The sequence below is a fragment of the Achromobacter sp. Marseille-Q4954 genome (assembly GCF_943737025.1).
GTDB classification, from domain to species: Bacteria; Pseudomonadota; Gammaproteobacteria; order Burkholderiales; family Burkholderiaceae_B; genus Achromobacter; species Achromobacter bronchisepticus_A.
This window is the reverse complement of sequence record NZ_CALSFQ010000002.1, coordinates 1,111,140-1,137,531: the sequence shown is the minus strand read 5'-3', so window position 1 is coordinate 1,137,531 and position 26,392 is coordinate 1,111,140. Positions and strand designations below refer to the sequence as shown.

Annotated in this window: 22 protein-coding genes; 19 read left to right on the top strand and 3 right to left on the bottom strand. The window is 67.8% G+C overall.

What is annotated here, in order from left to right; all coding sequences use genetic code 11:
* Position 1: 1 nt before the first annotated feature.
* Genes NGK62_RS23275 through NGK62_RS23245 form a run of 7 tightly spaced genes read left to right on the top strand, consistent with a single transcriptional unit; the run spans position 2 to position 8,384 of the window.
* Positions 2-1,270: a 3-isopropylmalate dehydratase large subunit gene (locus NGK62_RS23275; protein WP_118933556.1), complete on the top strand. Its 1,269-nt coding sequence runs from the start codon at positions 2-4 to the stop codon at positions 1,268-1,270.
* Positions 1,267-1,767: a LeuD/DmdB family oxidoreductase small subunit gene (locus NGK62_RS23270; protein ID WP_059374354.1), complete on the top strand. Its 501-nt coding sequence runs from the start codon at positions 1,267-1,269 to the stop codon at positions 1,765-1,767. The genes NGK62_RS23275 and NGK62_RS23270 overlap by 4 nt, the downstream gene beginning before the upstream one ends.
* Positions 1,768-1,777: 10 nt before the next feature.
* Positions 1,778-3,448 (top strand): hydantoinase B/oxoprolinase family protein, encoded by a 1,671-nt coding sequence (locus NGK62_RS23265; RefSeq protein WP_251880560.1) that lies wholly within the window; start codon positions 1,778-1,780, stop codon positions 3,446-3,448.
* Positions 3,445-5,493, top strand: a complete 2,049-nt coding sequence (locus NGK62_RS23260; protein WP_118933558.1) for a hydantoinase/oxoprolinase family protein — start codon at positions 3,445-3,447, stop codon at positions 5,491-5,493. Before NGK62_RS23265 ends, NGK62_RS23260 begins: the two co-directional genes overlap by 4 nt.
* Before the next feature lie 11 nt (positions 5,494-5,504).
* Entirely contained in the window at positions 5,505-6,113 is a 609-nt protein-coding gene (locus NGK62_RS23255; protein WP_059374360.1) for a cysteine hydrolase family protein, read from the top strand.
* Entirely contained in the window at positions 6,110-7,507 is a 1,398-nt protein-coding gene (locus NGK62_RS23250; protein ID WP_251880558.1) for an FAD-dependent oxidoreductase, read from the top strand. The genes NGK62_RS23255 and NGK62_RS23250 overlap by 4 nt, the downstream gene beginning before the upstream one ends.
* A 13-nt stretch (positions 7,508-7,520) precedes the next feature.
* Positions 7,521-8,384 carry an isocitrate lyase/PEP mutase family protein gene (locus NGK62_RS23245; protein WP_251880556.1) on the top strand — a complete coding sequence of 288 codons (864 nt, stop codon included), beginning with the start codon at positions 7,521-7,523 and terminating at the stop codon, positions 8,382-8,384.
* A gap of 10 nt (positions 8,385-8,394) precedes the next feature.
* On the opposite strand, the gene NGK62_RS23240 is transcribed toward NGK62_RS23245, so the two are convergent.
* A complete protein-coding gene (locus tag NGK62_RS23240; RefSeq protein WP_118933561.1) occupies positions 8,395-9,015 on the bottom strand; it encodes a chorismate--pyruvate lyase family protein in 621 nt (206 codons plus the stop codon).
* 289 nt (positions 9,016-9,304) lie between these two features.
* On the opposite strand from NGK62_RS23240, the gene NGK62_RS23235 reads away from it, so the two are divergent.
* From NGK62_RS23235 to NGK62_RS23195, 9 genes are all read left to right on the top strand, one after another.
* On the top strand, positions 9,305-10,195 hold the full coding sequence (locus tag NGK62_RS23235; protein WP_251880554.1) for a nitrilase family protein: 891 nt from the start codon (positions 9,305-9,307) through the stop codon (positions 10,193-10,195).
* A gap of 38 nt (positions 10,196-10,233) precedes the next feature.
* A complete protein-coding gene (locus NGK62_RS23230) occupies positions 10,234-11,400 on the top strand; it encodes a substrate-binding protein (RefSeq protein ID WP_059374367.1) in 1,167 nt (388 codons plus the stop codon).
* Positions 11,401-11,453: 53 nt separating this feature from the next.
* Positions 11,454-12,287, top strand: a complete 834-nt coding sequence (locus tag NGK62_RS23225) for a branched-chain amino acid ABC transporter permease (RefSeq protein WP_059374371.1) — start codon at positions 11,454-11,456, stop codon at positions 12,285-12,287.
* Positions 12,280-14,106 carry a branched-chain amino acid ABC transporter ATP-binding protein/permease gene (locus tag NGK62_RS23220; RefSeq protein WP_251880552.1) on the top strand — a complete coding sequence of 609 codons (1,827 nt, stop codon included), beginning with the start codon at positions 12,280-12,282 and terminating at the stop codon, positions 14,104-14,106. Before NGK62_RS23225 ends, NGK62_RS23220 begins: the two co-directional genes overlap by 8 nt.
* Entirely contained in the window at positions 14,103-14,819 is a 717-nt protein-coding gene (locus tag NGK62_RS23215; RefSeq protein ID WP_118933563.1) for an ABC transporter ATP-binding protein, read from the top strand. Before NGK62_RS23220 ends, NGK62_RS23215 begins: the two co-directional genes overlap by 4 nt.
* A gap of 61 nt (positions 14,820-14,880) precedes the next feature.
* A complete protein-coding gene (locus NGK62_RS23210; protein WP_059374375.1) occupies positions 14,881-16,044 on the top strand; it encodes a transporter substrate-binding domain-containing protein in 1,164 nt (387 codons plus the stop codon).
* A 2-nt stretch (positions 16,045-16,046) separates the two neighbouring features.
* The gene (locus tag NGK62_RS23205; protein ID WP_054456633.1) at positions 16,047-16,682 is read left to right on the top strand and encodes an ANTAR domain-containing response regulator; all 636 of its coding nucleotides are present in this window, start codon (positions 16,047-16,049) and stop codon (positions 16,680-16,682) included.
* A gap of 34 nt (positions 16,683-16,716) precedes the next feature.
* Positions 16,717-18,216 carry a M81 family metallopeptidase gene (locus tag NGK62_RS23200; protein WP_251880550.1) on the top strand — a complete coding sequence of 500 codons (1,500 nt, stop codon included), beginning with the start codon at positions 16,717-16,719 and terminating at the stop codon, positions 18,214-18,216.
* Between the two features lie 35 nt (positions 18,217-18,251).
* Positions 18,252-18,983 (top strand): pseudouridine synthase, encoded by a 732-nt coding sequence (locus NGK62_RS23195; RefSeq protein WP_059374381.1) that lies wholly within the window; start codon positions 18,252-18,254, stop codon positions 18,981-18,983.
* Between the two features lie 67 nt (positions 18,984-19,050).
* Here the strand turns inward: NGK62_RS23195 and NGK62_RS23190 are convergent, their stop codons facing one another.
* The gene (locus tag NGK62_RS23190) at positions 19,051-19,956 is read right to left on the bottom strand and encodes a LysR family transcriptional regulator (protein WP_059374511.1); all 906 of its coding nucleotides are present in this window, start codon (positions 19,954-19,956) and stop codon (positions 19,051-19,053) included.
* Between the two features lie 255 nt (positions 19,957-20,211).
* Here NGK62_RS23190 and NGK62_RS23185 point away from each other — a divergent pair, with 255 nt between their 5' ends.
* Genes NGK62_RS23185 through adeC form a run of 3 tightly spaced genes read left to right on the top strand, consistent with a single transcriptional unit; the run spans position 20,212 to position 26,073 of the window.
* A complete protein-coding gene (locus NGK62_RS23185) occupies positions 20,212-21,408 on the top strand; it encodes an efflux RND transporter periplasmic adaptor subunit (protein WP_059374384.1) in 1,197 nt (398 codons plus the stop codon).
* A gap of 16 nt (positions 21,409-21,424) precedes the next feature.
* Positions 21,425-24,607 carry an efflux RND transporter permease subunit gene (locus NGK62_RS23180; protein WP_251880548.1) on the top strand — a complete coding sequence of 1,061 codons (3,183 nt, stop codon included), beginning with the start codon at positions 21,425-21,427 and terminating at the stop codon, positions 24,605-24,607.
* Positions 24,604-26,073 (top strand): AdeC/AdeK/OprM family multidrug efflux complex outer membrane factor, encoded by a 1,470-nt coding sequence (gene adeC, locus NGK62_RS23175; protein WP_286012462.1) that lies wholly within the window; start codon positions 24,604-24,606, stop codon positions 26,071-26,073. The genes NGK62_RS23180 and adeC overlap by 4 nt, the downstream gene beginning before the upstream one ends.
* Before the next feature lie 65 nt (positions 26,074-26,138).
* Here adeC and NGK62_RS23170 read toward each other — a convergent pair whose 3' ends face one another.
* The gene (locus NGK62_RS23170; RefSeq protein ID WP_013393352.1) at positions 26,139-26,390 is read right to left on the bottom strand and encodes a GlsB/YeaQ/YmgE family stress response membrane protein; all 252 of its coding nucleotides are present in this window, start codon (positions 26,388-26,390) and stop codon (positions 26,139-26,141) included.
* Positions 26,391-26,392 lie beyond the last annotated feature (2 nt).

Sequence of the window (26,392 nt, the reverse complement as noted above, 5' to 3'; positions counted from 1 at the left end):
CATGGCCGAGCCTCAAACACTGGCGCAGAAGCTGATCGCGGCGGCCTGTGGCCGCGCTTGCGTCGCCGAGGGCGAAATCGTCACCTGCGCGGTCGACCTGGCCATGTTCCATGATTCCAGCGGCCCGCGCCGCCTGCAGCCCATGCTGCAGGAACTGGGCGCCACGCTGTGGGATCCGTCCAGGATCGTGCTGGTCATCGACCACTACGTGCCCGAATCCGACGACGAATCGCGCCGCATCGTGCGCATCGCGCGCGACTGGGCGGCCGAACAGCAGCTGCCCAACGTCTATGACTCGCTCGGCATCTGCCACGTGGTGGTGCCGCAGCACGGGCATATCCGTCCCGGCATGTTCTGCGTAGGCGGGGACTCGCATTCGCCCACGGGCGGCGCGTTCGGCGCCTACATGTTCGGCATCGGCAGCACCGAGATGCTGGGCGTGGCCGTCACCGGGCAGATCTGGGTGAAGGTGCCGCAGACCCTGATGATGCGCTGGAACGGCCGGCTGTCGGCTGGCGTGACCGCCAAGGACATGATGCTGCACATGATAGGCCGCTATGGCATGAACGGCGGCCGCTACCAGGCGGTGGAATTCTGCGGCGAGGCGGTGCGCGCCTTGTCGATGCAGGAACGCATGACCTTGTCCAACATGAGCGCGGAGCTGGGCTCGCAGGTCGGCCTGATTGCGCCGGATGCCACCACGGTTGCCTACCTGCGCGAGGCAGGCGTCACGGACGAGATCGATCTGGCGCGCTGGCGCAGCGACGAAGGCGCGCAGGCCGAGTGGCACGAATTCGACGCCGCGGCGCTGGCGCCGCAGGTTGCCGCGCCGCACAGCCCGGCCAATGCGCGCGACGTGGATCAGTATGGCGACGTGCCGCTGCAGGTGGCCTACATCGGCGCCTGCACCGGCGCCAAGCTGGAGGACCTGCGCGCCGCGGCCAGCGTGCTGCGCGGCCGCCGGCTGGCCGCCGGCATGCGCCTGATGGTGGCGCCGGCCAGCCAGCAGGACCAGCGCCAGGCCGAGGCGGAAGGGGTGATGCAGACGCTGCGCGAGGCCGGCGCCGATGTGCTGGCCACCTCCTGCGGCGCCTGTGCGGGCTATGGCGGGTCCATCCCGGACGGCGCCAGCGTCATCGCCACCACGGCGCGCAATTTCAAGGGGCGCATGGGCTCGGAGACGGCCCAGGTCTATCTGGCCTCGCCCTATACGGTGGCGGCATCGGCGGTAGCCGGCCGCATCGTCGATCCCCGGGAGTTCATGGCATGACCGAGCAGTCCGTGACGCACCGCGTCTGGCGCGTGGGCGCAGATATCGACACCGACGCGTTGGCGCCGGGCGCCTATATGAAGTTCGGCATCGACGAGATCGCGCGCCATTGCCTGCAGCGCGTGCGGCCCGAGTTCGCCGCCGGCGCGCGGCCGGGCGACGTGCTGGTGGCCGGCCCCAACTTCGGCATCGGCTCCTCGCGCGAGCAGGCGGCCGCGGCGCTGGTGCGCCTGGGCATCGCCGCGGTGGTCGCGCCATCCTTCAACGGCCTGTATTTCCGCAACGCCTTCAACGTGGGCCTGCTGCTGTTGACCTGCCCACAGGCCGAAACCCTGCAAGAGGGCGAGCGCATCGCCCTGGACCCCGCCGCCGGCCGCATCCGCCGCGCCGCGGGGCAACCCGCGGAACTGCATTGCGACACCGTGCCCGCCTTCCTGCTGGAAATGGTGCAGGCCGGCGGACTGCTGAATTTGCTGAAACAGCGCAAGACTCATTAGGAACCACATCATGCTTGATCCCGTCACACTCGCGGTCCTGAAAGGCCGCCTGGAACAGATCGCCGACGAGATGGACGCCACGCTGTACCGCAGCGCGTTCAATCCCATCATCGCCGAGGCCCATGACGCCTGCCACGGCATGTACGATGCCGCCACCGGCGCCACGCTGGTGCAGGGCAAGTCCGGCCTGCCGGTATTCGTGGGCGCGATGGCCTTTGCCGTCAAGGCCGCGGCCAAGGCGGCCGCCGAGCGCGGCGGCATGGTCGACGGCGACGTCTGGCTGTTCAACGATCCCTACGAAGGCGGCACCCACGCCAATGACTTCAAGCTGGTGCGTCCGGTGTTCCGCGACGGCAAGCTGTTCTGCTTCCTGGCCTCGGCGGCCCATTGGCATGACGTCGGCGGCGCGGTGCCGGGCAACTACAACCCCGCCGCCACCGAATGCTGGCAGGAAGCCGTGCAGATTCCGCCGGTGCGCATCGTGCGCGCGGGCGTGCTGGACCTGGACGTGCTGGCCATCCTGAAGGCCAACACGCGCCTGCCGGACAGCCTTTGGGGCGACCTGAACGGGCAGCTGGCGGCGCTCGAACTGGGCGCGGGCCGGCTGGACGGCCTGCTCGACGAATACGGCGACGCCACCGTGCTGGAATCGCTGGACACCTTGCGGGAGCGGGCGCGCCGCCTGATGCGCGACCACATCTCGCGCCTGCCCGACGGCGAGTACGCCTTCGAGGACATGCTGGACAACGACGGCGTGCGCGACCAGCCGCTGCGCATCGCGCTCAAGCTCATCGTCCAGGGCGACCGCCTGACGCTGGATTTCACCGGCACTTCGCCTGCCTGCGCCGGGCCGGTGAATATCTCCCGCGCCACGGCGATCGCGGCCTGCTATGTGGCCCTGAAACACCTGTTCCCGGACGTGCCGGCCAATGCCGGCGTGCTGGACGCGGTGGACGTGGTGCTTCCGGACGGCCTGGTGATCTCGGCGGACCGCCCGCGACCGGTCGGAGGCTACACGGAAACCATTCTGCGCATGATCGACGTGATCTTCTGCGCCATGGCCCAGGCCGAGCCAGCGCGCGCGCTGGCGCAGGCCTACGGCACCATCAATGCCTTGTCGATCGCCGGCTACCGTAGCGACCCCGCCCGGCGCGGCCAGCGCTGGGTGATGTTCAGCTTCTTTGGCGGCGGCCATGGCGGCCACTCGGACGGCGACGGGCTCAGCCATGGCAACGCGCCCATCTCCACGGCCACCATTCCGCCGCTGGAAATCCTGGAAGCGGCCTATCCCGTGCGTTTCACGCAATGGGCGCTGCGGCCCGATTCGGCGGGCGACGGCCAGCACCGCGGCGGGCTGGGCGCCATCTATGAAATCGAACTTCTGGAAGACAGCGCCGAGGCCTTCATCTTCGGCGAACGCGGCAAGAGCGCGCCCAAGGGTATCGCCGGCGGCAGGGAAGCGGCGCTGAACGTCTTCCGCTATCAGCAGGACGGCGGCTGGCAGACGCCACCCATGCGTTCAAAGATGCTGGGCATCCAGCTCAAGCGCGGCGACCGGGTGCGCCTGGAAACACCGGGAGGAGGCGGTTATGGCGAGCCTGCCGCGCGCACGCAGGCGGCGCGCGAGCATGACCGCAAGATGGGTTACGTGAGCGGAAATCTGAAGGAGCAGTCGGCATGAGCGCGGCACAAGGTTTGGTCGTAGGCGTGGACGTGGGCGGTACGTTCACCGATATATTCGTGCTGGACGAGGCGGGCGGCAGCGCCCGCGTGGTGAAGGTGCCTTCCACTCGCGGCGAGGAAGCGCGCGGCTTCATGAACGGCATCGCCCGAGTGGCCGACGGCGCGGACGCCATCGCCACCATCGTGCACGGCACGACGGTAGGCACCAACGCGCTGCTGGAGCGCAAGGTGGCGCGCACCGGCATCATCACCACGGCCGGCTTTCGCGACGTGCTGGAAATGCGCCGGCGCGACCGGCCCCAGACCTGGGGCCTGCGCGGCAACTATGAGCCGGTGGTCCCGCGCGACCTGCGTCTGGAAGTCGAAGAGCGCGTGCTGGCCGACGGCACCTTGCATACGCCAGTGAACCTGGCCCAGGTCGAGGCCGCGGCCCGCCAATTGCTGGAGCAGGGCTGCGAGGCGGTCTGCCTCTTTTTCGTCAACGCCTATGCCAATCCGGCCAACGAGGCGCAGGCCGCGGCCTGCGTGCGCGCGCTGTGGCCCAACGGCAACGTCACCGCCGCCACCGAGGTGCTGCCCGAGATCCGCGAATTCGAGCGCTGCTCCACGGCCGTGCTCAACGCCGCGCTGCAGCCGGTGGTCGGCGGCTATCTGACCCGGCTGGAAGCGGACCTGAAGGACAACGGCTTCGGCGGCGAACTGCTGGTGGTGCAGAGCAACGGCGGCGTGATGTCGCGCCAGACGGCCTGCGACGTGCCGGTGCGCACCGCGCTGTCCGGTCCGGCCGCGGGTGTCATCGCCTGCGCCGCCATCGCGCGCGCCGCGGGCTTTCCCAACGTGGTCAGCGGCGACATGGGCGGCACTTCCTTCGACGTGTCGCTGGTGGCCGACGGCGAGGCCTCGCTGTCGGCGCAGACCGCCATCGACTTCGGCATGGTGGTGCGCGCGCCCATGATCCAGATCGAGACCATCGGCGCGGGCGGCGGCTCTATCGCCAGCGTGGACGCGGGCGGCCTGTTGCAGGTGGGTCCCGAATCCGCCGGCAGCGTGCCGGGGCCGGCCTGCTATGGCCGGGGCAATACCCGTCCCACCGTGACCGACGCCAACGTGCTGCTGGGCCGCATCGCGGCCGAACGCCCGCTGGGCGGCGGGCTGCTTGCCACCATGGACGTGGCGCTGGCGCGCGCCGCCATCGAAGAGCATGTAGCCAAGCCGCTCGGCCTGGACGTGCATGCCGCGGCCGAGGCCATCCTGACCGTGGCCAATGCCAAGATGGCGGGCGCGATCCGCGTCGTGTCCATCGAGCGCGGCCATGACCCGCGCAAGTTCGCCTACATGCCGTTTGGCGGCGGCGGCGCGCTGCACGTCTGCGCCATGATGAACGAAGTGGACGCGGCCCGCGGCATCGTGCCGCGCTATCCCGGCGTGACCTCGGCCTTGGGCTGCGTCATGGCCGACATGCGGCATGACGGCGTGCAGACCTTGAACGTGGCGCTGGCCGCGCTGGACGCCGACGACCTGCTGGCCCGCATAGACGGCCTGGCGCTGGCCTGCCAGGAGCGGCTGGATTCCGCGGGCGTGGGCTTTCAGGGCATACGCGAGAGCATCGAGCTGGACATGCTGTATGTCGGGCAGAGCCATACGGTGCGGGTGGAAGTCGGGCGTGATGAACTGAACCGCGCCGGCATCGGCGCAGCCTTCGAGCGTGCCTACCGCGCCGCCTTCGGCCGCAGCCTGGACGGCATCGCGGTGCGCATCCTGAACCTGCGCTATGCGCGCATCGGCCAGCGGCCCAAGTTCGATCTGGCGCTGCTGGCGCCGACCAGCACCGCGATGCCGGACGCGCTGGGCACGCAACCCGTCTTCCACGGCGGGCAATGGCATGACGCCATGCGCTACGCGCGGCTGGATCTGCCGGTGGGCGCGGAGGTGGCGGGGCCCGCCATCCTGGAGCAGCCGGACACCACGATCTGGATCGAGCCCGGCTTTGCCGGCCAGGTCGATTCCCTGGGCAATCTGCTGATCGCCCGCCAGGTTTCCTAGGAGCAGAGCCCATGTCAGCCTTCGATCCCCGCAGCACCGCGCTGGTCGTCATCGATCTGCAGAACGATTTCCTCGCGCCCGGCGGCGCCTATGACCGCGGCGGCGCCGTCAGCCCGCAGGCGCGGGCCTTGCCCGCCCGGGTCGCGCCCGTGGCCCGCGCGCTCAAGGCGCGAGGCGGCTTCGTGGCGGCTAGCCAGTTCACGCTATGGCCGGACGCCCACGGCGAACCCATGATTTCGCCGCATCTGCGGCAGTTGCGCCCATTCCTGCGCAAGGGCGATTTCGTCGCCGGCTCCAAGGGGCAGGCCAACGTGGCCGAGCTGGATGGGCTGGTGGACGTGTCGGTCTGGAAGGTGGCGTACTCCGCCTTCTTCAATACCCAGCTGGACTGGGTGCTGCGGCGCGCGGGCATCTCCAACGTGGTGATCGCCGGCATCGTCACCAATGGCGGCGTGGCCAGCACGGCGCGCGATGCCCACATGCGGGACTATCACGTAGCGGTGCTGGCCGACGGCTGCGCCGCGCCCACGCCGGCCATGCACGATGCCGCGCTGGCGGATTTGCGCACCGTGGCCGACGTGCTGTCCTGCCAGGACTTCCTGGGCAGGCTGGCTTCGTGAGCGCGCCGCAAGTCCTGCGGGGCTTGGCTCCCGGCGCGGACGCGATGCATGTGTCGGTGGCCATCATCGGCGCCGGTGCTTGCGGCCTGACCGCCGCGCTGCGCCTGGCCGATGCCGGCATCGAGACCGTGCTGATCGAGCGCGATGCCGCGCCCAGCGGCTCCACCGCCTTGTCGTCCGGCTTCATTCCGGCGGCGGGATCGGCGGTACAGCGGGCCGCTGGCATCGAGGACGACGCGCAGCGCTTTGCCGCGGACATCCAGGCCAAGGCGGGCGGCACGGCCGCGCCGCAGTTGGTCGATGCCTACACGGCCGCGGCAGCTGCCGCAGTGGACAATCTTGCCCGCCACGGCCTGGATTTCCAGGTGCTGGACGGCTTCCTGTATCCGGGCCACAGCGCCCGCCGCATGCACACCTTGCCCGAGCGCACGGGCGCGGCCCTGGTTGCCGCGCTGGAGCGCGCCGCCACCGGGGCCGGCGCCTATCTGCTGACCCGCGCCCTGGCACGGCCGATCTGGACGGACGAGGGCGGCCGCGTCACCGCGGTGGGCTGCGAACGTCCGGACGGCTCCATCGACGTGATCGGCTGCGACGTGCTGATCCTGGCCTGCAACGGCTTTGGCGGCAATGCCGCGATGGTGGGCGCACATCTGCCGGCCATGCGGGGGGCTGTCTACGGCGGCCATGTCGGCAACGACGGCAGCGCGATCGAATGGGGAGTGCAACTGGGCGCGCGCCTGGCCGACCTGGGCGGCTACCAGGGGCACGGCTCCTGGGCCACGCCGCAGGGCGCACTGATCTCCTGGGCCGTGATGATGGACGGCGGCGTGCAGGTCAATGGCGCGGGGCGGCGCTTTCATGACGAGACCCACGGCTATTCCGAGGCCGCGGTCCATGTGCTGGCGCAACCCGGCGGAGTGGCCTGGAACGTATTCGACGACCGCACGCTGGCGCTGGCGCGCGGCTTTCCGGACTTCGTCCAGGCAGAGATGGGCCAGGCGCTGAAGACTTGCGCCGACGTCGGGGCGCTGGCGGCCCTGATCGGCTGCGACGAAGCCACGCTGCGCGCGACGCTGGCGGGGGTGTCGCCCGGCGCCGCCGACGCCCTCGGCCGGCGCTTCGAGCGCGCGCTGCAAGCGCCGTACCACGCCATCAAAGTGACGGGCGCGCTGTTCCATACGCAGGGCGGCCTGGACATCGACGCGCATTGCCGCGTGCTGGACCAGATGGGCAACCCCTTGCCCAACCTGCTGGCGGCAGGCGGCGCGGCGCGCGGCGTGTCGGGCAACGACGTGTCCGGCTACCTGTCCGGCAACGGCCTGCTCAGCGCGGTGGCGGGCGGCCATATCGCCGCGGCGACGGCCGCATCCCTGCTGGGCCGCGAGCTTTCCTAGGACTTTCCAAACCATGCACAAACAGAATCTGCAAGCACAGCTGGCCGGCGGCGCCGTGCTGGCTCCCGGCGTCTACGACGCATTGTCCGCGCTCATCGCCGAACAGGCGGGTTTCGGCGCGCTATACCTGTCGGGCGCGTCCATAGCCTACACGCGGCTGGGCCGCTCGGATATCGGCCTCACCACGTACAGCGAGGTCGAGGACACGCTGGCCCGCATCACCGAGCGGGTGGCCACGCCCGTCATCGTGGACGCCGACACGGGCTTCGGCAATGCCTTGAACACGCAACGCACCGTACGCGGACTGGAGCGCGCCGGCGCCGCCATGATCCAGCTGGAAGACCAGACCTTCCCCAAGCGCTGCGGCCACCTGGACGGCAAGTCCGTGATCCCGGCCGCCGAAATGTGCGGCAAGCTGCGCGCCGCGGTGGATGCGCGCGCGCAGGCGTCCACCTTGATCCTGGCGCGCACCGACGCGCTGGCCGTGGAAGGGCTGGAAGCCGCCCTGGACCGCGCCGACTCGTATCTGGAAGCGGGCGCGGACGCGCTGTTCATCGAGGCGTTGCGCACGCCGGAGCAGATGCAGGCGGCGTGCAGCCGTTTTGCGCATCGCGTGCCGCTGCTGGCCAATATGGTCGAAGGCGGCAAGACTCCGGTGCAAAGCGCCGATGCGCTGACCGCGCTGGGATTCCGCATCGTCATCTTTCCTGGCGGCACGGCGCGCGCGGTGGCGCACACGCTGCAGGGTTACTACGCCAGCCTGCGCCAGCATGGCACGACCGCGCCGTGGCGCGAGGGCATGCTGGACTTCGACGGTCTGAACGCCGTGATCGGCACGCCCGAACTGTTGAAGCGCGGGCGCCGCTACGAAGGCTGAGGCCGGGGTGTCAGCGCGGCGTGCGCTGATGCGGCACCAGCGGCGGCACGGGTTGATCAGAAACCAGCTCCCAGAACGCCGGCAGGAAGCACTCGGCCACCAGCAGCGGCTGGCCCTGGCGCCAGAACACCGAGCGGCGCGCCCAGATGCGCCCGCCATCGCGGTCGCGCTGCCCGGTCGGCAATACCCCCAGCGCGGTGGCATGAAACGGCACCGGCGAGGCCAGCCGGCGGCAGGCAAACGGCGAACGCACCACCGTGCTGTCGTGGTAAAGCATGTCCGCCAATGGCCGGGTCAGGAGGCGGCGCATGCCTTGCCAGGCGCCGTGGGACGCGCGCAGCGGCGTCAGGCTGCGGGCGGGCACGCTGTCCACGCCGTCCACCGACATCAGCACCTCACGGATCCATACCGGCGCGCCGGGCGCGATGCCCATCGCCCGGGCTTCATCCAGCGGCGCGCCATCCGCGTATTCGGCCAGCACGCGCAGGCGCACCTGGCCAACCTGGCGCAAGCCGGCGGTCAGCGCGCCGGGGCGGAACAGCCAGTGGCGCGGGGCAGGAGGCAGGATGGGAGGCGCGCTGGCCAGCCAGCCTGCGGCAAGGGGAGGGTGGTGTGCTGCGGGTTTGCTCATGGCTGCGTATTATGCCAAGCCGGGTGGGACGACCCAATGCGTCGCAATGACGCAGCGCCGGAACGCGCGTTTTGGCGGACCGTCCTGCCGTCCGGGAAAGCACTTATTGTCCCAGGAACCCGCGTCTCCCTATCATTCGCACACGGTCAACATTGACCTGAACGGCTTGCAGTACCCCGCAGCAATGATTGCTGCCTGAACATACAGTCTTGGCTATAGAAGCCCCCGACTTGCACGCAATGCGTGGTCGGGGGCTTTTTCGTTTTCAATTTCTGAATATGGAGCTCGCATGCAAGCGTCGGAACCGCAACGTTCTCCCGCCGCCGTGACCTGGGTGGCCAGCGTGCAAATGGAGCCCGCGATCGGCGAAACCGCCGCCAACATCGCGCGTTCCATCGAACTGGTGGAGCAGGCCGCGGCCCAGGGCGCGCGGCTGGTGGTGCTGCCTGAACTGGCCAACACGGGATACATGTTCGATAGCCGCGAGGAGGCCTACGCCCTGGCCGAAGCCGTGCCGGAAGGCCCCAGCTCGCAGGCCTGGATCGCGTTGGCGCAGCGCCTGGGCATCTACCTGGTGGCGGGCATTGCGGAACGCGCCGGCGGACGCCTCTACAACTCCGCGCTGGTCGCGGGCCCGGATGGCTATCTGGGGACCTATCGCAAGCTGCACCTCTGGGGCGACGAGAACCTGTACTTCGAGGCGGGCGACCTGGGATTGCCGGTATTCGACACCGAGCTGGGCCGCATCGGCGTGGCCATCTGCTACGACGGCTGGTTTCCTGAAGTCTACCGGCTGCTGGCGGTGCGCGGCGCGGACATCGTGGCGGTGCCGACCAATTGGGTGCCGATGCCGGGGCAGACCCGCGACGGGCCGGTCATGGCCCATGCGCTGACCATGAGCGGCGCCCACAGCAACGGCTTGACGGTGGTGTGCGCCGACCGGGTCGGCACCGAGCGCGGCCAGCCCTTCGTGGGCCGCAGCCTGATCGTGGGGTCCCAGGGTTGGACGGCGGCAGGACCCGCCAGCATCGACCAGGAGGAGGTGCTGCTGGCGCCCATAGACCTGAAGGCCTCGCGCCGCGCGCGCCAGTTGAATGATTTCAACCATGTGCTGCGCGACAGGCGCCGCGACATCTATGACGAGCAGTTGGGCGCCGCCGCAGGCCTGCGGCAACGCTGAACGACGGTCCACGGCCGTTCCCCCCAAGGAGAAAACCCATGAAGAGCCTATTGAATAGCTGCCGGATCCGCCTGTCGTTTGTCGCATTGCTGGCTGGCGCTGCCAGCGCGCATGCCGCCGAACCGTTGCGCATCGGCGTGCCCGTCGGCCTGTCCGGCGCAAACAGCGTGGTCGCGCCGGGCGTGGTGCAGGCCTCGCAACTGGCTGCCGACGAGATCAATGCGGCCGGCGGCATCCTGGGCCGCCAGATCGTGCTGGAGATCGCCGATGACGCCTCCGGCGCGGTCGGGGCGCAGAAGGCGTATGACACCCTGGTGTTCCAGAAAAAGGTGGATGCGATCATCGCCATGGAAACCAGCGCGGCGCGCAATGCCGCGCTGCCCATCGTGTCGCGCGGCAAGGTGCCCTATATCTACACGTCATTCTATGAAGGCCGTTCCTGCAACCGCTGGTTGCACGTGAATGGCTGGGTGCCGGAACAGCAGGTCGCGCCGGTGGTGGACCACTTCATGCAGGACCGCAAGGCCAAGACCTTCTTCCTGGTGGGCAGCGACTACGCCTTCGGCCGCGGCATGCTCAAGTTCACGCGGGAATATATCGAAAAGCAGGGCGGACGCGTGGTGGGCGAAGAGTACCTGCCGATCGACGGTTCCGACTGGACGCCGGTGGTCTCCAAGATACGCTCGGCCAACCCGGATGCGTTGATCAGCTCCACGGCCGGCGGCGGACCCAACGTCAGCCTGGCCAAGCAGGTCAAGGCTGCTGGCCTGTCCATGCCCTACGGCAATCTGGCGATCGACGAAGGCACGGCCAAGACCATGGGCGACACGGCGGTGGGCATGTACATGTCGGCCTCGTACCTGACCAGCATCGACACGCCGCAGAACCGCAAATTCCTGGACGGCCTGAAGGCGAAGTTCGGCAACGACGCCAAGACCGCCAACGAATTCTCCGCGCCGCAGTATGAAGCCTTCTACCTGTACAAGGCGGCGGTCGAAAAGGCCGGCGGCACCGATGCGCCCAAGGTGGTGCAGGCCTTGAGCGCAGTCACGTTCGACGGCCCGCGCGGCCCGGTGACCATGGACCGCCAGCGCCACGCGGCGTTGACCATGCGCCTGGGGCAGGTGCAGCAGGACGGCTCCATCAAGATCCTGCAGACCTTCGACAAGGTCGACCCGGGCGCGCAGTGTCCGGACCTGAAGTGACGGCCATGCCATGACAAGCGCCGCCGGTCCTGCCGGCGGCGCCGGAGAGCGATATGGGTTTGCTGCTGGACATCCTGAGCACGGCCGCCATGCTGTTCATCGTGACGGCCGGGCTGATGATCATCTTCGGCGTGATGAAGATCGTCAACTTCGCGCATGGCGCGATTCTTACGCTGGGCAGCTACGCCAGCCTGGTGGTGACGCAGCTGGGGCTGAATCCCTGGCTGGCGCTGCCGTTCGCGCTGGCGGTCGGCGTGCTGGTGGGCATGGGCGTGGAACGGCTGATCGTGCAGCCGCTGTACAAGCGGCCGCTGGACGCCATCCTGGCCACCTGGGGACTGGGCATCGTGATCGGCCAGCTCATCACCATGGCATTCGGGCGCGAAGTGAAGTTCGCGGATTCGCCCATCCACGGCGCCGTGTCCTTCCTGGGCACGGAGTATTCGGCGTACCGCCTGTTCCTGGTGCCCGCGGCCTTGCTGATGTATGCCGCCATGACGCTGCTGCTCAGCGGCACGCGCTTTGGCGTGCGGACCCGGGCCGTGATCATGAACGAGGACCTGGCGCGCGGCCTGGGCATCAATGCCGAGCGCATCCGCTTCACCACCTTCGGCCTGGGAGCGGGGCTGGGCGCGCTGGCCGGCGCGCTGATCACGCCCTTGTCCAGCGTCGACCCGAACATGGGGCTGCCGTGGCTGGTCAGCGCCTTCATGCTGGTCATGGTGTCGGGCCATTCGATCACCGCGCTGCTGCTGACCTGCCTGGTCTACGGCGCCTGCCAGGTGCTGGTAAGCGTCTACGTCAGCCCGATCCTGGGCGGCGTCACCATCGCCGTCCTGGCCGCGCTGACGCTGCGTTTGCGTCCTCAAGGATTCGCCCATGACTGACCGCGCATTGACCCCTCAAACGCTGGCTGGCGCCGCTGACGACGCCTCGGCGCAAAAGGCCGCGCGCAGCCGCAGCCTGCTGGGCCTGGCCGGGCTCTGCCTGGTGCTGACCGCGGCCGGCCCCTGGCTGTTCGACACTTATCTGCTGAACGTGCTGATCAAGGCGCTGTTCTTCGCCGTGGCGGCGGTCACCGTGGACGTGCTGTGGGGCTACACCGGCTACCTGACCTTCGGCCAGTCCGCGTTTTTCGGGGTGGGCGCATATGCCGCGGGCCTGGCCTTCACGCACTACGGATTCTCGCCTGCGATAGCGGCGCTGGCCGCCTTGGCGGCAGTGGGCGCCGCGGCGTTGCTGGCGCTGGTGACCGGCTGGCTGTCGTTCTACCGTGGGGCCTCGCCATTCTTCGCCACGGTGATCTCGTTGGTGCTGCCCATCGTGCTGATGCAGCTGGTGCTGTCCGGCGGCACCTACACCGGCTCTTCGTCCGGCCTGACGGGGTACGAAACCTTCGACTTGTCGCTGGAGGCCTGGTATGTGATCGCGGCGGGCGGCCTGTCCGCGGTGGCGTTGCTGGCCTGGGTGATGGTGCGCAGCGATGGCGGCCGCATCCTGGTGGCGCTGCGCGACAACGAGGCGCGGTGCAGCTACTTGGGGTTGAACACCGCCCATTGGCGCATCGCGCTGCTGGTGGCCTGCGGCGCGGTGGCCGGCCTGGCGGGCTTCGGCTATGGCGCGTTCAGCGGCGTGGTGGCGCCGGAACTCACGGGCTTCGTCTTCGGCACGGAACTCATCATCTGGGTGGCGCTGGGCGGGCGCGGCACCATCTGGGGGCCGGTGCTGGGAGCCATACTCATCAATGTGGCGGGCTCCTATCTCAGCGGCAACATGCCGTTCGTCTGGCAGTTGCTGCTGGGGGTGACCTTCGTCCTGGTGATCCTGCTGCTGCCGCGGGGGCTTCTGCCCCTGCTGATCGCGCCTTGGCGCGCAAGGTCGGGTAGGGCGGCCACACCCGCGCTGGGTGAGCGCGCCATCCCCGCGCGGCAAGCCGGCGGCGCGGCCCAGGCCTTGAGCCTGGCGGGCGTGTCCAAGCACTTCGGGAGCCTGAAGGTGCTGGAAGGCATAGACCTGCAAGCCCGCGGCGGCGAACTGGTCGGGCTGATCGGCCCCAACGGCGCCGGCAAGACCACGCTGATGCGCTGCATCGCGGACGGCGCCGAGCGGTCCCAGGGCAGGCTGGAACTCTATGGCCACGAAGTGCGGCGCGACGGACCGGAGCAATGCGTGCGCCATGGGCTGGGCCGCAAGTTCCAGAATGCCAACGTGTTCGATACGCTGACCGTGGCCGAAAGCCTGCGCATCGCGACCACGCTGCGCGAACGGCCGTCGTGGTGGCGCCGGTCGCCCACGCTGCATCTGCCGCCCTATGCGCTGGAGACATTGCGCGTGACCGGCCTGGACCACTGCCTGGACCACGTGGCGCGCGACCTGTCGCATGGACAGCAGCAGGCCCTGGAGCTGGCGATGGTGCTGGCGCTGGAACCGGGCATCGTGCTGCTGGACGAGCCGACCGCCGGGCTGAGCAAGGCCGAACGCCTGCAGATCGGCCACGTGCTGTCGTCCCTGGCGCACCGTTATGGCCTGTGCTGCCTGCTGGTGGAACATGACCTGGATTTCGTCAAGGAGATCGCGACGCGCATTGTGGTCCTGCACCAGGGCCGCATCGTCATGGACGGAGGATTCCGCGAGGTCGTGGAATCAGAACTGGTGCGCACCATTTACGCCGGCGGCGCGCCGGCCGCGCAAGGAGCAGGGCAATGACGAGCATCGCAGCGCCGGCGTTGAGCATGGAAGCGGTGTCCAGCGGCTACAAGCGGGCCATGGTGCTGCACGACGTGTCGCTCACGGTCGAGCGCGGCGCCTGCGTGGCGCTGCTGGGCAAGAATGGCATGGGCAAGAGCACCTTGCTCAAGACCGTCATGGGCTATCTGCCCAAGCAGCGCGGGCGGGTCAGCGTGGGCGGGGTCGACGCCACCCGGCTGCGGCCGCACGAAGTGGCGCGCTGCGGCGTGGCCTACGCCGCCCAGGAACAGCCGCTGTTTCCTGACCTGAGCATCCGCGACAACCTGCGCCTGGGACTGCCGCGCGAGCAACTCTTCGACGAACGCTTCGCCCAGATCGCCGAGCTGTTTCCGGTGTTCACGAGCCGCTTGCGCCAGCATGCCGGCACCCTGTCGGGCGGCGAGCAGAAGATGCTGCTGGTGGCGCGCGGGCTGATGCAGCGGCCCGCGCTGCTGCTGCTGGACGAGATCACGGAAGGGCTGCAGCCCTCGGTGATCGAGCGCCTGGGCCGCGCGCTGAACTGGGAACGCGAGCGGCACGGCACGACAATGTTCATCGTGGAGCAGAACGTGGCGTTCGCGCTGGACGTGGCCGATCGCTATCTGGTGCTCAAGCAGGGCAGCATCGTCGATGAAGGCGAGGCTGGCGCGCCCGAGGCGGCGGGCAATATCATTGCTCATCTGAAAGTATGAAGGCCATGCGGCCCGGATTCGCCATGACGCACACGCGCACTACACGTTCAAGGATTCCCTCATGAGTACGCCCCAGGACAAGCACGCAGAGCGGCCGGACTGGCGCATCGGCGTGCTCTATTCGCGCAGCGGCGTCACCGGAACCACGGAGTCGCAGCACTTCTTCGGCACGGTACTGGCGGTGGAGGAGATCAACGAACTGGGCGGCGTGCTGGGGCGGCCATTGGCGCCGGTGGTGTATGACCCGCGCAGCGACGCCGAAGAGTACCGCCGGCTGGCGGCCCGGCTGCTGCTGGACGACGAGGTCAGCGTCATCTTTGGCGGCTGCACCTCGCACTGTCGCAAGGCCATGCTGCCGGTGGTCGAGCGCAGCAATTCCCTGCTGTGGTACGGCTCGGTCTACGAAGGCTTCGAATATTCGCCCAACGTCATCTATACCGGCGCGGCGCCGAACCAGGGCAGCATGCAGCTGGCTGCGTACCTGATCCAGAATTGCGGCTCGCGCATCTTCCTGGTGGGCGCGGACTACATCTACCCGCGCGAGACCAACCGCATCATGCGCGAGACGGTCGAGGAGCATGGCGGCGAGATCCTGGATGAAACCTATCTGCCCCTGGGATGCGACGACAGCGAGATCAACGACGTGGTGGCTGACATTCGCCGCATCCAGCCGGACGTGGTGTTTTCCACCCTGATCGGCTCCGATGCGCAGCGCTTCTACCAGCGCTACCACGAGGCCTGCCAAGCCGAAGGCGCGGCCACCGCCCACATCCCCATCGCCAGCCTGACCATGGCGGAGTCGGAGGTGGCGGAGATCGGGCCGCGGCGCTGCGTGGGCCACATCACAGCTGCGACCTATTTCAATACGGTGGATACGCCCGCCAACGCGCATTTCCTGGAACGCTGGCGCGCCCGCTTCGGCGACCATCCCGCCAGCGTCTACGCCGAGACCTGCTACAGCCAGATGCACCTGTTCGCGCGCGCCTTGCAGCGCGTGGGCAGCATGGACACCCGCAAACTGGTGCAGGCGGTGCATCAGGTGCAGTTCGACGCGCCGGACGGGCAGATGTCCGTGCTGGCGGAAAACAACCATAGCGTGCTGACGCCGCGCATAGGCGTGTGCCGCGAGGACGGACGCTTCGACATCGTCTGGGAAAGCGACGAACCCGTGAAGCCGGACCCGTACCTCACCGCGTTCGGCCTGGACGAGTTCTGGTTGAAATAGCCATGGACCATAGCCTACGCCGCCTCTACGAGGACCTGCGCAGCGTGGCCGTCGCCGTGGTGTATCCGCCGGGCGAGGACCGCGACCTGCTGGTCGAACAGCTCAAGCGCATCGGTTGCCGCATCCATCTGCACTGGCCGTTTCCGGATGGCCCGCCCGCCGGCGTGGACGTCATCTTCTTCCAGGTATCGCAATGCGGCCGCAACAGCGCCGCCTGGACGGCCAGCGAGGTCGAGGCCACCCTGATCGCCTTGTCCGAGTACGAAACCCCGACCACGCTGAAGCAATTGCTGAAGACCAACGCGCACGGCGTGCTGACGCGGCCGTTCCGCTCCGCGGGGGTGCTCAGCACGCTGGTGCTGGCGCGTTCGGCCAAGCAGTTCCAGAGTCGCCAGCAGTCCAAGATCAACAAGCTGGAAAGCACGATCAAGGCGCGGCGCGTCATCGAAAAGGCCATCCGCGTGCTGATGGACCACCAGCGCCTGGATGAGCGCGCCGCCTATGAGCACATGCGAACCCGGGCGACGGGCCTGCGCGTGAGCGTGGCGGAAGTGGCCGCGATGATCGTCGAGGCCAGCGAGGCCATGGAAAAGCTTGGCCTGGGGGCCTTGCGCCCGGGGCCGTCCCAGAACAACTGAACGAACTGAATGCGCATGCCGAAGGAGCCGGACAATGAAGGTCATGATCGCCCGCCTGAACCACGAGACCAATACGTTCTCGCCGGTGCCCACGCCGCTGTCCGCATTCGGCAATGACGGCCCCGCCTTCGGCGCCCAGGCCTATGCAGAGAACAAGGGCAAGCGCACGGCCATGTCCGCCTTCATCGATATTGCCGAGGCCAACGGCGCGACGGTGGTGACGCCGGTTTCCGCCACGGCCTACCCCAGCGGCCGGGTGTCGGCAGAAGCCTATAGCCAACTGTGCGATGCAATCGTGGCCGGCGCTCAGGGCTGCGGCGCCATCCTGCTCGATCTGCATGGCGCGATGGTGGCCGAAACTACCGACGACGGCGAAGGCGACCTGCTCGAACGCCTGCGATGCCGCACGCCCGACGTACCCATCGCCGTGGCGCTGGACCTGCACGGCAATGTCACGCCCAAGATGATGGCCAACGCCGACGTGATCATCAGCTTCAAGACCTATCCGCACGTGGACATGTACGAGACCGGCGAGCACGCGGGCCGCATCCTGTACGACTGGCTCAATGGCGGCCCGCGCCCGGTGATGGCCTGGCGCCGCCTGCCGCTGATGACGCACACCCTGCGCAGCGCCACGGCCCAGGGCGCCATGCGCCGCGCGGTACAGGCGGCGCGGGGCGCGGAAGCGGACGGCATGCTGGGCGTCTCCGTGCTGGCGGGCTTCGCCCTGGCTGACATCCCCAATCCATGCCTGAGCGTGGTCGTGGTGGGCTCCGGGCCGCGGGAGCAGGCGGAACGGGTCGCAAGCGATATGGCGCAGGCCATCTGGGCCGAGCGCGACGGCTACTTCTACGATAGCGAGCCCCTGGGCGAGTCGCTGGCCCGCGCGGCGCAACTGGCCCGCGGCGCGGACAAGCCCGTGCTCCTGCTGGACCATGGCGACAACTGCATGTCCGGCGGCACCTGCGACACCATGGAGGTGCTGACGGCCGCGGTCGACGCCGGCCTGACGGGCATCATTGCGGGCCTGTACTGCGACCCAGAGGCAGTCGCCGCGCTGGCCGCGGCGGGCGAGGGCGCGCAGGTGGAGCTGGCGGTGGGCAACAAACGGCCGATTCCGGCCATCGGCCGCCCGGCGGCGCCCATGCTGCTGCGCGGAGTGGTCCGCGCCGTGACTGGCGGCGAGTATGTCATTACCGGTCCGACGTACACGGGGCAGACGGCATGCATGGGCCGCAGCGCGGTGTTGGACATAGGCGCCGCGCAATTGGTGATCACCGAGAGAACCCACGAGCCCTGGGATCTGGGCGTGTTCGAGAGCATGGGGCTGGATCCGCGCCGGGCCCGCTTCGTGCTGGTGAAGTCGCGCATGTATTGCCGCCCTGTGTTCGAACCTATCTCCCAGGCGCTGGTGGAATGCGCCAGCGCGGGCGTCACCAGCTCGGACTTCGCGCTGTTTCCCTATCAGCGGCGCAGCCGGCCGCTCCATCCGCTGGATCCCATGGCGCCGTCGGACTACGACCCCGCGGCCTGAAGAGGGGGGCATGGCGTCCGCATACAATACCGGCCATGGAAAAAGTACGTATCTCCAAGCTCATGTCCGAGCGTGGGCTGTGTTCGCGCCGCGAGGCCGACACCTATATCGAGCGCGGCTGGGTCCGCGTGGACGGCGTTGTGGTATCCGAACTGGGCGCCCGGGCCTACCCTGACCAGGTCATCACCCTGGAGCGCGCCGCGCAGGCGCGCCAGACCTCGCGCGTCACCATCCTGATCAACAAGCCCGTGGGCTACGTCTCGGGCCAGGCCGAAAAGGGCTATACGCCCGCCGTGGCCCTGATCGACTCCCGCTCCCGCTATGCCGGCGACCGCGCGCCGCAGCGTTTCGAGCGTGCGCACCTGGACGGGCTGGCCGTGGCCGGCCGCCTGGACATCGATTCCCAAGGCCTGCTGGTGCTGACCCAGGACGGGCGCATCGCCAAGCACCTGATCGGCGAAGATTCCAGCGTGGACAAGGAGTACCTGGTGCGGGTGCAGGGCAACCTGTCCGAAAACGGGTTGGCGCTGTTGAACCACGGCCTGTCCCTGGACGGCAAGGCGCTCAAGCCGGCGCAGGTGCGTTGGCAGAACAGCGACCAACTGCGTTTTGTGCTGCGGGAAGGCAAAAAGCGGCAGATCCGCCGCATGTGCGAACTGGTAGGCCTGAAGGTGATAGGCCTGAAACGGGTGCGCATCGGACGGGTGTCGCTGGGTGACCTGCCGCTGGGCCAATGGCGCTACCTGCGCGAAGACGAGCGCTTCTGATTGGCCGAACTGGCCGACAGGTGTTGTCGGGCAGTCCTAAATTTTTCAATCTGTTTCCGACTTCCGTTTATTTCATGAAAGCGGGAGTATTCTTCGCCTGCCCGACATCGCCCAGGCGCTCCATCAGGAATTCGATGAAGATCCGGGTCTTGGCGGGCAGCAGCCGCGTCTCCGTCACCGCGTAGACCGGAAACGGACCCAGTTGCCAGTCAGGCAGCACACGCTGCAATTGGCCGGACTGCTGTTCGGCCGACTGGTCGCCCAGCAGCACCACGATGCCCGCGCCCAGCAGGGCCAGGCGCCGGGCCATGGCGACGCCGTTGACGGAAAAGCGGTTGCCGGGAGTGAATTCGATGTGCTGCTGGCCGTCGGTCAGGGGCCAGCGGGTCACCTGTCCGGCGCCCTTGGCGCGGAACTCTATGCACTCGTGGCGGGTCAAGTCGCTGGGATGCCGCGGTTCGCCGTGCTTCTTCAGGTATTCGCGCGAGGCGTACAGATGGGCCGGCAGCATGCCCAAGAGCCTCGCAATCTGTGACGAATCGGGCAGTTCGCCGATTTCGATCGAAATATCGCAGGTCTGGAACACGCGCTGCGCGTGATCCGGATTGGCCAGGTCCAGGAAAAACGTGACGTCGGGGTAGCGGCGGGAAAATTCCATGAACGATTCAGCCAGGAAGTCCGTGCCGAAATCCGCGGGCATGTTCACCCGCAGCGGCCCGGCCGGCGTATCGACCAGCTTCTGCAGTTCCTCATGGGCGATCTGCGCCTCGGCCACGATGCGCTGGCAGCGGTCGAAGTACAGGCGGCCCGCGTCGGTCAGTTCGACCTTGCGGGTGGTGCGGCTGAGCAGGCGCAGGCCCACGGAGCGCTCCAGTTCGGCCACCTGGCGGGACAGTGTCGATTTCGGCACGCCGAGCATCGCCGCCGCGCGGCTGAAGCTGCGCGTTTTGGCGACTTCGACGAATAGTTCCATGCCTTGCAAGCGTTTCATGGCGGAATTTTGTCATATTCAACGGTGAAGCCATTGTCCCATAAATGGAATGATGTTTTCTCAACATGCCTCTTTGTTTCTGGGGCGGGATAACGCAGAATGCGAGTTCTGCAATGCAGCAATGCGACAAAGCCCAGCCTGCGTGTTCGAGGCAAATCCACCCAATCGATGCGCACGGAACGCTCATTACGCGATCCGGGGCGGGCTTTTTTTTTGTTGAAATCGGGAATGCAATCTATGGATAAGAAAAGCGCTATGTGGCGCAGCGCGGCAGTCGTCACGCTGACGGCATCGGCCCTCATGCTGGCCGCTTGCGGCAAGAAGCAAGACGCTCCCCAGGCGGGCAAGCCCCAGGTAACGGTAGTGACGCTTGCCACGCAGCCCGTTTCGCTGACGACTGAACTGCCTGGCCGCACCTCGCCGTTCCGCGTGGCCGAAGTGCGTCCCCAGGTCAATGGCATCGTCCAGAAGCGCCTCTTTACCGAAGGCGGCGAGGTCAAGGCGGGCCAGCAGCTCTACCAGATCGATCCCGCGCTCTACCAGGCCAGCCTGGACAGCCAGAAGGCCGCCCTGGCGCGCGCCCAGGCGCAGCAAAAGACGGCCGCGCTGCTGGCCGAGCGCTACAAGCCGCTGGTCGCCACCCGCGCGGTCAGCCAGCAGACCTATGACAACGCCGTCGCCTCGCGCGATCAGGCCGCCGCCGACGTGCTGTCGGCCAAGGCGGCGCTGGACACGGCGCGCATCAACCTGGTCTACACCAAGGTGCTGTCGCCCATCGACGGCATCATCGGCCGTTCGGCGGTGACCGAAGGCGCGCTGGTCACGGCCAACCAGACCACCGCCCTGGCCGCGGTGCAGCAGATCGATCCCATCTACGTCGACGTGACCCAATCCAGCGTCCAGCTGCTGCGCCTGCAGAACGCGCTGGCCAGCGGCCTGCTGAAGAAGGCCGACGGCGAGCAGGCCGCGCTGGTGACGCTGACCCTGGAAGACGGCTCGCAGTACGCCCAGCCGGGCAAGCTGCAGTTCTCCGAAGTCACGGTGGACCAGGGCACGGGCTCGGTCACCTTGCGCGCAGTGTTCCCCAATCCGGAACGCCGCCTGTTGCCGGGCATGTTCGTGCGCGCCCGCCTGGCCGACGGCGTGGCCGCCGACGGCCTGCTGGTGCCGCAGCGCGGCGTGACGCGCAACCAGCGCGGCGTCCCGACGGCGCTGGTGGTCAACGCCAAGAACCAGGTAGAACTGCGTGAACTGAAGACCGACCGCGCCATCGGCGACAAGTGGCTGGTCACCGACGGCTTGGCCGCTGGCGACAAGGTCATCGTGGAAGGTCTGCAGATGGTGCGTCCGGGGGCTGAAGTCGTCGCCACCGAAGCCAGTGCCGCGCAGCCGGCGCAGCAGCCGCAAGCAGCCGCCGCGGCGGCCAAGCAGTAGTAGTCAGGAGCCTTGCATGGCAAAGTTTTTTATCGATAGACCGGTCTTCGCATGGGTGATCGCGATCGTGCTGATGATGGCCGGCGCGCTGTCCATCCTGAAGCTGCCGGTCTCCCAATACCCCAACATCGCGCCGCCAGCCATCGGCATTGCGGTGACCTACCCGGGCGCTTCCGCGCAGACCGTGCAGGACACCGTGGTGCAGGTGATCGAGCAGCAGATGAACGGCCTGGACGGCCTGCAGTACATCTCCTCGGAAAGCAACTCCGACGGCAGCATGTCCATCACCCTGACCTTCACGCAGGGCACCAACCCTGATACCGCGCAGGTCCAGGTGCAGAACAAGCTGTCGCTGGCGCAGCCGCTCTTGCCGCAGGAAGTGCAGCAGCAGGGCATTCGCGTCACCAAGGCCACCAAGAACTTCCTGATCGTGGCGGGCTTCGTGTCCACCGACGGCTCGATGACCAAGGACGACCTGGCCGACTATGTCGCCTCCTATGTCCAGGATCCCATCAGCCGCACGCAGGGCGTGGGCGACTTCCAGCTGTTCGGCTCGCAGTATGCGATGCGCATCTGGCTGGATCCCGCCAAGCTCGTCAACTACGGCCTGACCACGGTCGACGTGGTGGCGGCGATCAAGGAACAGAACGTGCAGGTGTCGTCCGGCCAGCTGGGCGGCCTGCCGTCCGTGCGCGGCCAGCAACTGAACGCCACCATCATCGGGCCGTCGCGCCTGGAGAAGGCGGAAGACTTCGGCCGCATCCTGCTCAAGGTCAACGCCGACGGCTCGCAAGTGCGCCTGGGCGACGTGTCCTCCATCGAACTGGGCGGGCAGACCTACGCCATCGACAGCTTCTACAACGGCAAGCCGGCCTCGGGCCTGGCGGTCAAGCTGGCGCCGGGCGCCAACGCGCTGGATACGGCCCAGGCGGTGCGCGACACCATCAACAACCTGAAGCCTTACTTCCCGCCGGGCATGGACGTCGTCTATCCGTACGACACCACGCCGTTCGTCAGCCTGTCGATCCACGAGGTGTTCAAGACGCTGATCGAGGCCATCATCCTGGTCTTCCTGGTGATGTACCTGTTCCTGCAGAACTTCCGCGCCACCATCATTCCCACCCTGGCGGTGCCGGTGGTGCTGTTGGGCACGTTCGGCGTGCTGGCGGCGTTCGGTTATTCCATCAATACGCTGACCATGTTCGGCATGGTGCTGGCCATCGGCCTGCTGGTGGACGACGCCATCGTGGTGGTGGAAAACGTCGAACGCGTGATGGCCGAAGAGGGCTTGTCGCCCAAGCAGGCCACCCGCAAGTCCATGTCGCAGATCACCGGCGCCCTGATCGGCATCGCCATGGTGCTGGCGGCGGTGTTCATTCCCATGGCCTTCTTCGGCGGTTCCACGGGCGTGATCTACCGCCAGTTCTCCATCACCATCGTGTCCTCCATGGTGCTGTCGGTGATCGTGGCCATCGTGTTCACGCCGGCCTTGTGCGCGACCTTGCTCAAGCCCATCCCCAAGGGCCATCATGGTTCCAAGAAGGGTTTCTTCGGCTGGTTCAACCGCGCGTTCGACCGCAGCAGCCACGGCTATGCCAATACCGTCGCACGCGGCCTGAACCGTACCAAACGCCTGATGGTGGTGTACCTGGCGCTGGTTATCGCCATGGGCTGGATGTTCACCCGCATCCCGACCGCGTTCCTGCCGGACGAAGACCAGGGCATTCTGTTCGCCCAGATCCAGACGCCTGCCGGCGCGACGGCGGAAAGCACCAAGGCCGTCATCGACGACGCCACCAAGTATCTGCTGACCGAGGAAAAGGACGCCGTCACCTCGGTGTTCGCCGTCAACGGCTTCAACTTCGGCGGCCGCGGCCAGAACGCGTCCATCCTGTTTATCAAGCTGCGCGACTGGGAAGAACGCGGCGACGCGCGTCTGAAGGCCGGCGCCGTGGCGGGACGGGCCAACGCGCACTTCCGCAAGACGGAGCGCCGTGCGCAATTGTTCGTGGTGCCGCCGCCGTCCGTGATGGAACTGGGCAACGTCACTGGCTTCGACTTCCAGTTGATGGACCGCGCGGGCGTGGGCCATGAGCGGCTGCTTGCCGCGCGCAACCAGCTGCTGGGCGAAGCCGCCAAGAGTCCGGTCCTGCAGGGCGTGCGCCCCAACGGCATCGAAGACGCGCCGCAGTATCAGCTCGACATCGACCGCGAGAAGGCGCGCGCCCTGGGCGTGGCCGTCTCGGACATCAACAGCACGCTGGCCACGGCCTGGGGTTCGTCGTACGTCAACGACTTCATCGACCGCGGCCGCGTGAAGAAGGTGTTCGCGCAGGGCGAGGCGTCGTCGCGCATGCTGCCGGAAGACCTGAACAAATGGTACGTGCGCAACAAAGAGGGCGACATGGTGCCGTTCTCGGCCTTCGCCAAGGCCACCTGGAGCTACGGCCCGCAAAAGCTGAACCGCTATAACGGCGTGCCGTCGTACAACATCCAGGGCCAGGCGGCGCCGGGCTACAGCTCGGGCGCGGCCATGGAGGAAATGGAACGCCTGGCGAGCAAGTTGCCGGTGGGCGTGGGCTTTGAATGGACCGGGCTGTCGTTCGAAGAACGCCTGTCCGGCGCCCAGGCGCCCGCGCTCTACGCGATTTCGCTGATCGTGGTGTTCCTGTGCCTGGCTGCGCTGTACGAAAGCTGGACCATCCCGTCGGCGGTGATGCTGGTGGTGCCGTTGGGCATCATCGGGGCCTTGCTCGCCACCATGATGCGGGGCTTGTCCAACGACGTGTACTTCCAGGTGGGCCTGCTCACAACCATCGGTCTCGCGGCCAAGAACGCCATCCTGATCGTGGAGTTCGCCAAGGAGCACTACGAGCATGGCGCCAGCCTGACGGAATCGGCCATCCACGCCGCGCGGCAGCGCCTGCGTCCCATCCTGATGACGTCGCTGGCGTTCATCCTGGGCGTGACGCCGCTGGCGATCTCGTCGGGGGCGGGCTCGGGCAGCCAGAACGCCATCGGCACGGGCGTGATCGGCGGCATGCTGACCGGCACCTTCCTGGCTATCTTCTTTGTTCCGGCCTTCTTCGTGATCATGCTGCGCGTCTTCAAGGTCAAGCGCATGAGCGAAAACGTCGACGAGCACGACACCAGCGCCAACGGCACGCAGGGCGTCTCGACGGAGGGCCAACCGCAATGACATTCCCGATGAGAACCTTGCTGTCTGTTTCCCTGGCGGCGGCCCTGGCGGGCTGCTCGCTGGCCCCCACCTACGAACGGCCGGACGCGCCGATCGATGCGGCCTATCCCACGGGTCCGTCCTACCAGGCGACCCAGCCCGCCGACGCGGGCGGCCTGATGACGGCCGATATCGGCTGGCGCGATTTCTTCGGCTCGGATCCGCTGCTGCAACAGCTGATCGAACAGTCGCTGGCGAACAACCGCGACCTGCGCGTGGCGGCCCTGAACGTCGAGGCGGCGCGCGCCCAGTACCGCATCCAGCGCGCCGACCTGATGCCCAGCATCGGCATCGCCGGCCAGGAATCGGCCCAGCGCTCGCCGGCCGACTTGTCGGCCAGCGGCCGCGCCACCACCAGCCACAGCTACCAGGTCGGCGCCGCCATGTCGGCCTGGGAGCTGGACCTGTTCGGCCGCATCCGCAGCCTGAGCGACAAGGCGCTGGAATCCTATCTGGCGCTGGATGAAACCCGCACTGCGACCCAGCTGACGCTGATCGCCGAAGTGGCCAATGCCTACCTGACCCTGCGCGCCGACCAGGAACTCGTCGGCCTGACGCGCGACACGCTCAAGAGCCAGCAGGATTCCTTCAAGCTCACGCAGCAGAGCTACGACCAGGGCCTGTCCACGGCGCTGGACCTGAGCCAGGCGGAAGTGTCGCTGCGTACCGCCGAGCGCAACCTGTCGCAATACACGCGCCAGGCCGCGCAGGACCGCAATGCGCTGGTCTTGCTGGTGGGCCAGCCGCTGTCGCCCGAGCTGACGGCGGCGCTGGACAACGCCGTCCAGCTCGACGATGGCATGTTGCCGACCACCTTGCCCGCCGGCCTTCCGTCGGACCTGCTGGCCCGCCGCCCGGACATCCGCGCGGCCGAGCACCAGTTGAAGGGCGCCAACGCCAATATCGGCGCGGCGCGCGCCGCCTTCTTCCCGACCATCAGCCTGACGGGCTCGGCCGGCACCGCCAGCGCCAGCCTGGGCGGGCTGTTCGAAGGCGGCTCGGGCGCCTGGAGCTTCGTGCCCCAGATCACCGTGCCGATCTTCGCGGGCGGCTCGCTGCTTGCCGGCCTGGATCTGGCCAAGGTGCAGAAGAACATCCAGGTCGCGCAGTACGAGAAGTCGATCCAGACGGGGTTCCGCGAAGTGGCGGACGCCCTGGCCGGACGCGGCACCCTGGACGAGCAAATCCAGGCGCAGCGGCTTCTGGTAGCCGCCAACCAGCGCGCCTACGACGCGTCGGACCAGCGTTTCCGCCAGGGTATCGACGACTACCTGAGCGTGCTGGATTCGCAGCGTTCGCTGTACACCGCGCAGCAGGCGCTGGTGGATACGCGCCGGGCCAGGCTGTCCAATCTCGTCACCCTGTACAAGGTGCTGGGCGGCGGCTGGACCGAACGCACGGCGACCGCGCAGGCCCAGCAGCAGTAAGGGCAGGCGAAAAAAACGGGCCGATCTTTCGATCGGCCCGTTTTCATTTCAGGTCCAGCAGAACGTCAGGCGCGTTTCTTGGCGATCAGGCCAACCACGAACAGCACGACGATCGCGCCGACGACCGATCCGATCCACCCGGCGGGTTCGCCTGGCGCGTACCAGCCCAGCGATTGGCCCAGGAAGCCGGCGACGACCGAACCGACGATACCCAGGATGGTGGTCATGATGATCCCCATGTTCTGGTCTCCGGGCATGATGGCGCGGGCGATCAGGCCCACGACGAACCCGACGATGATCATGATGATTATGCTCATGC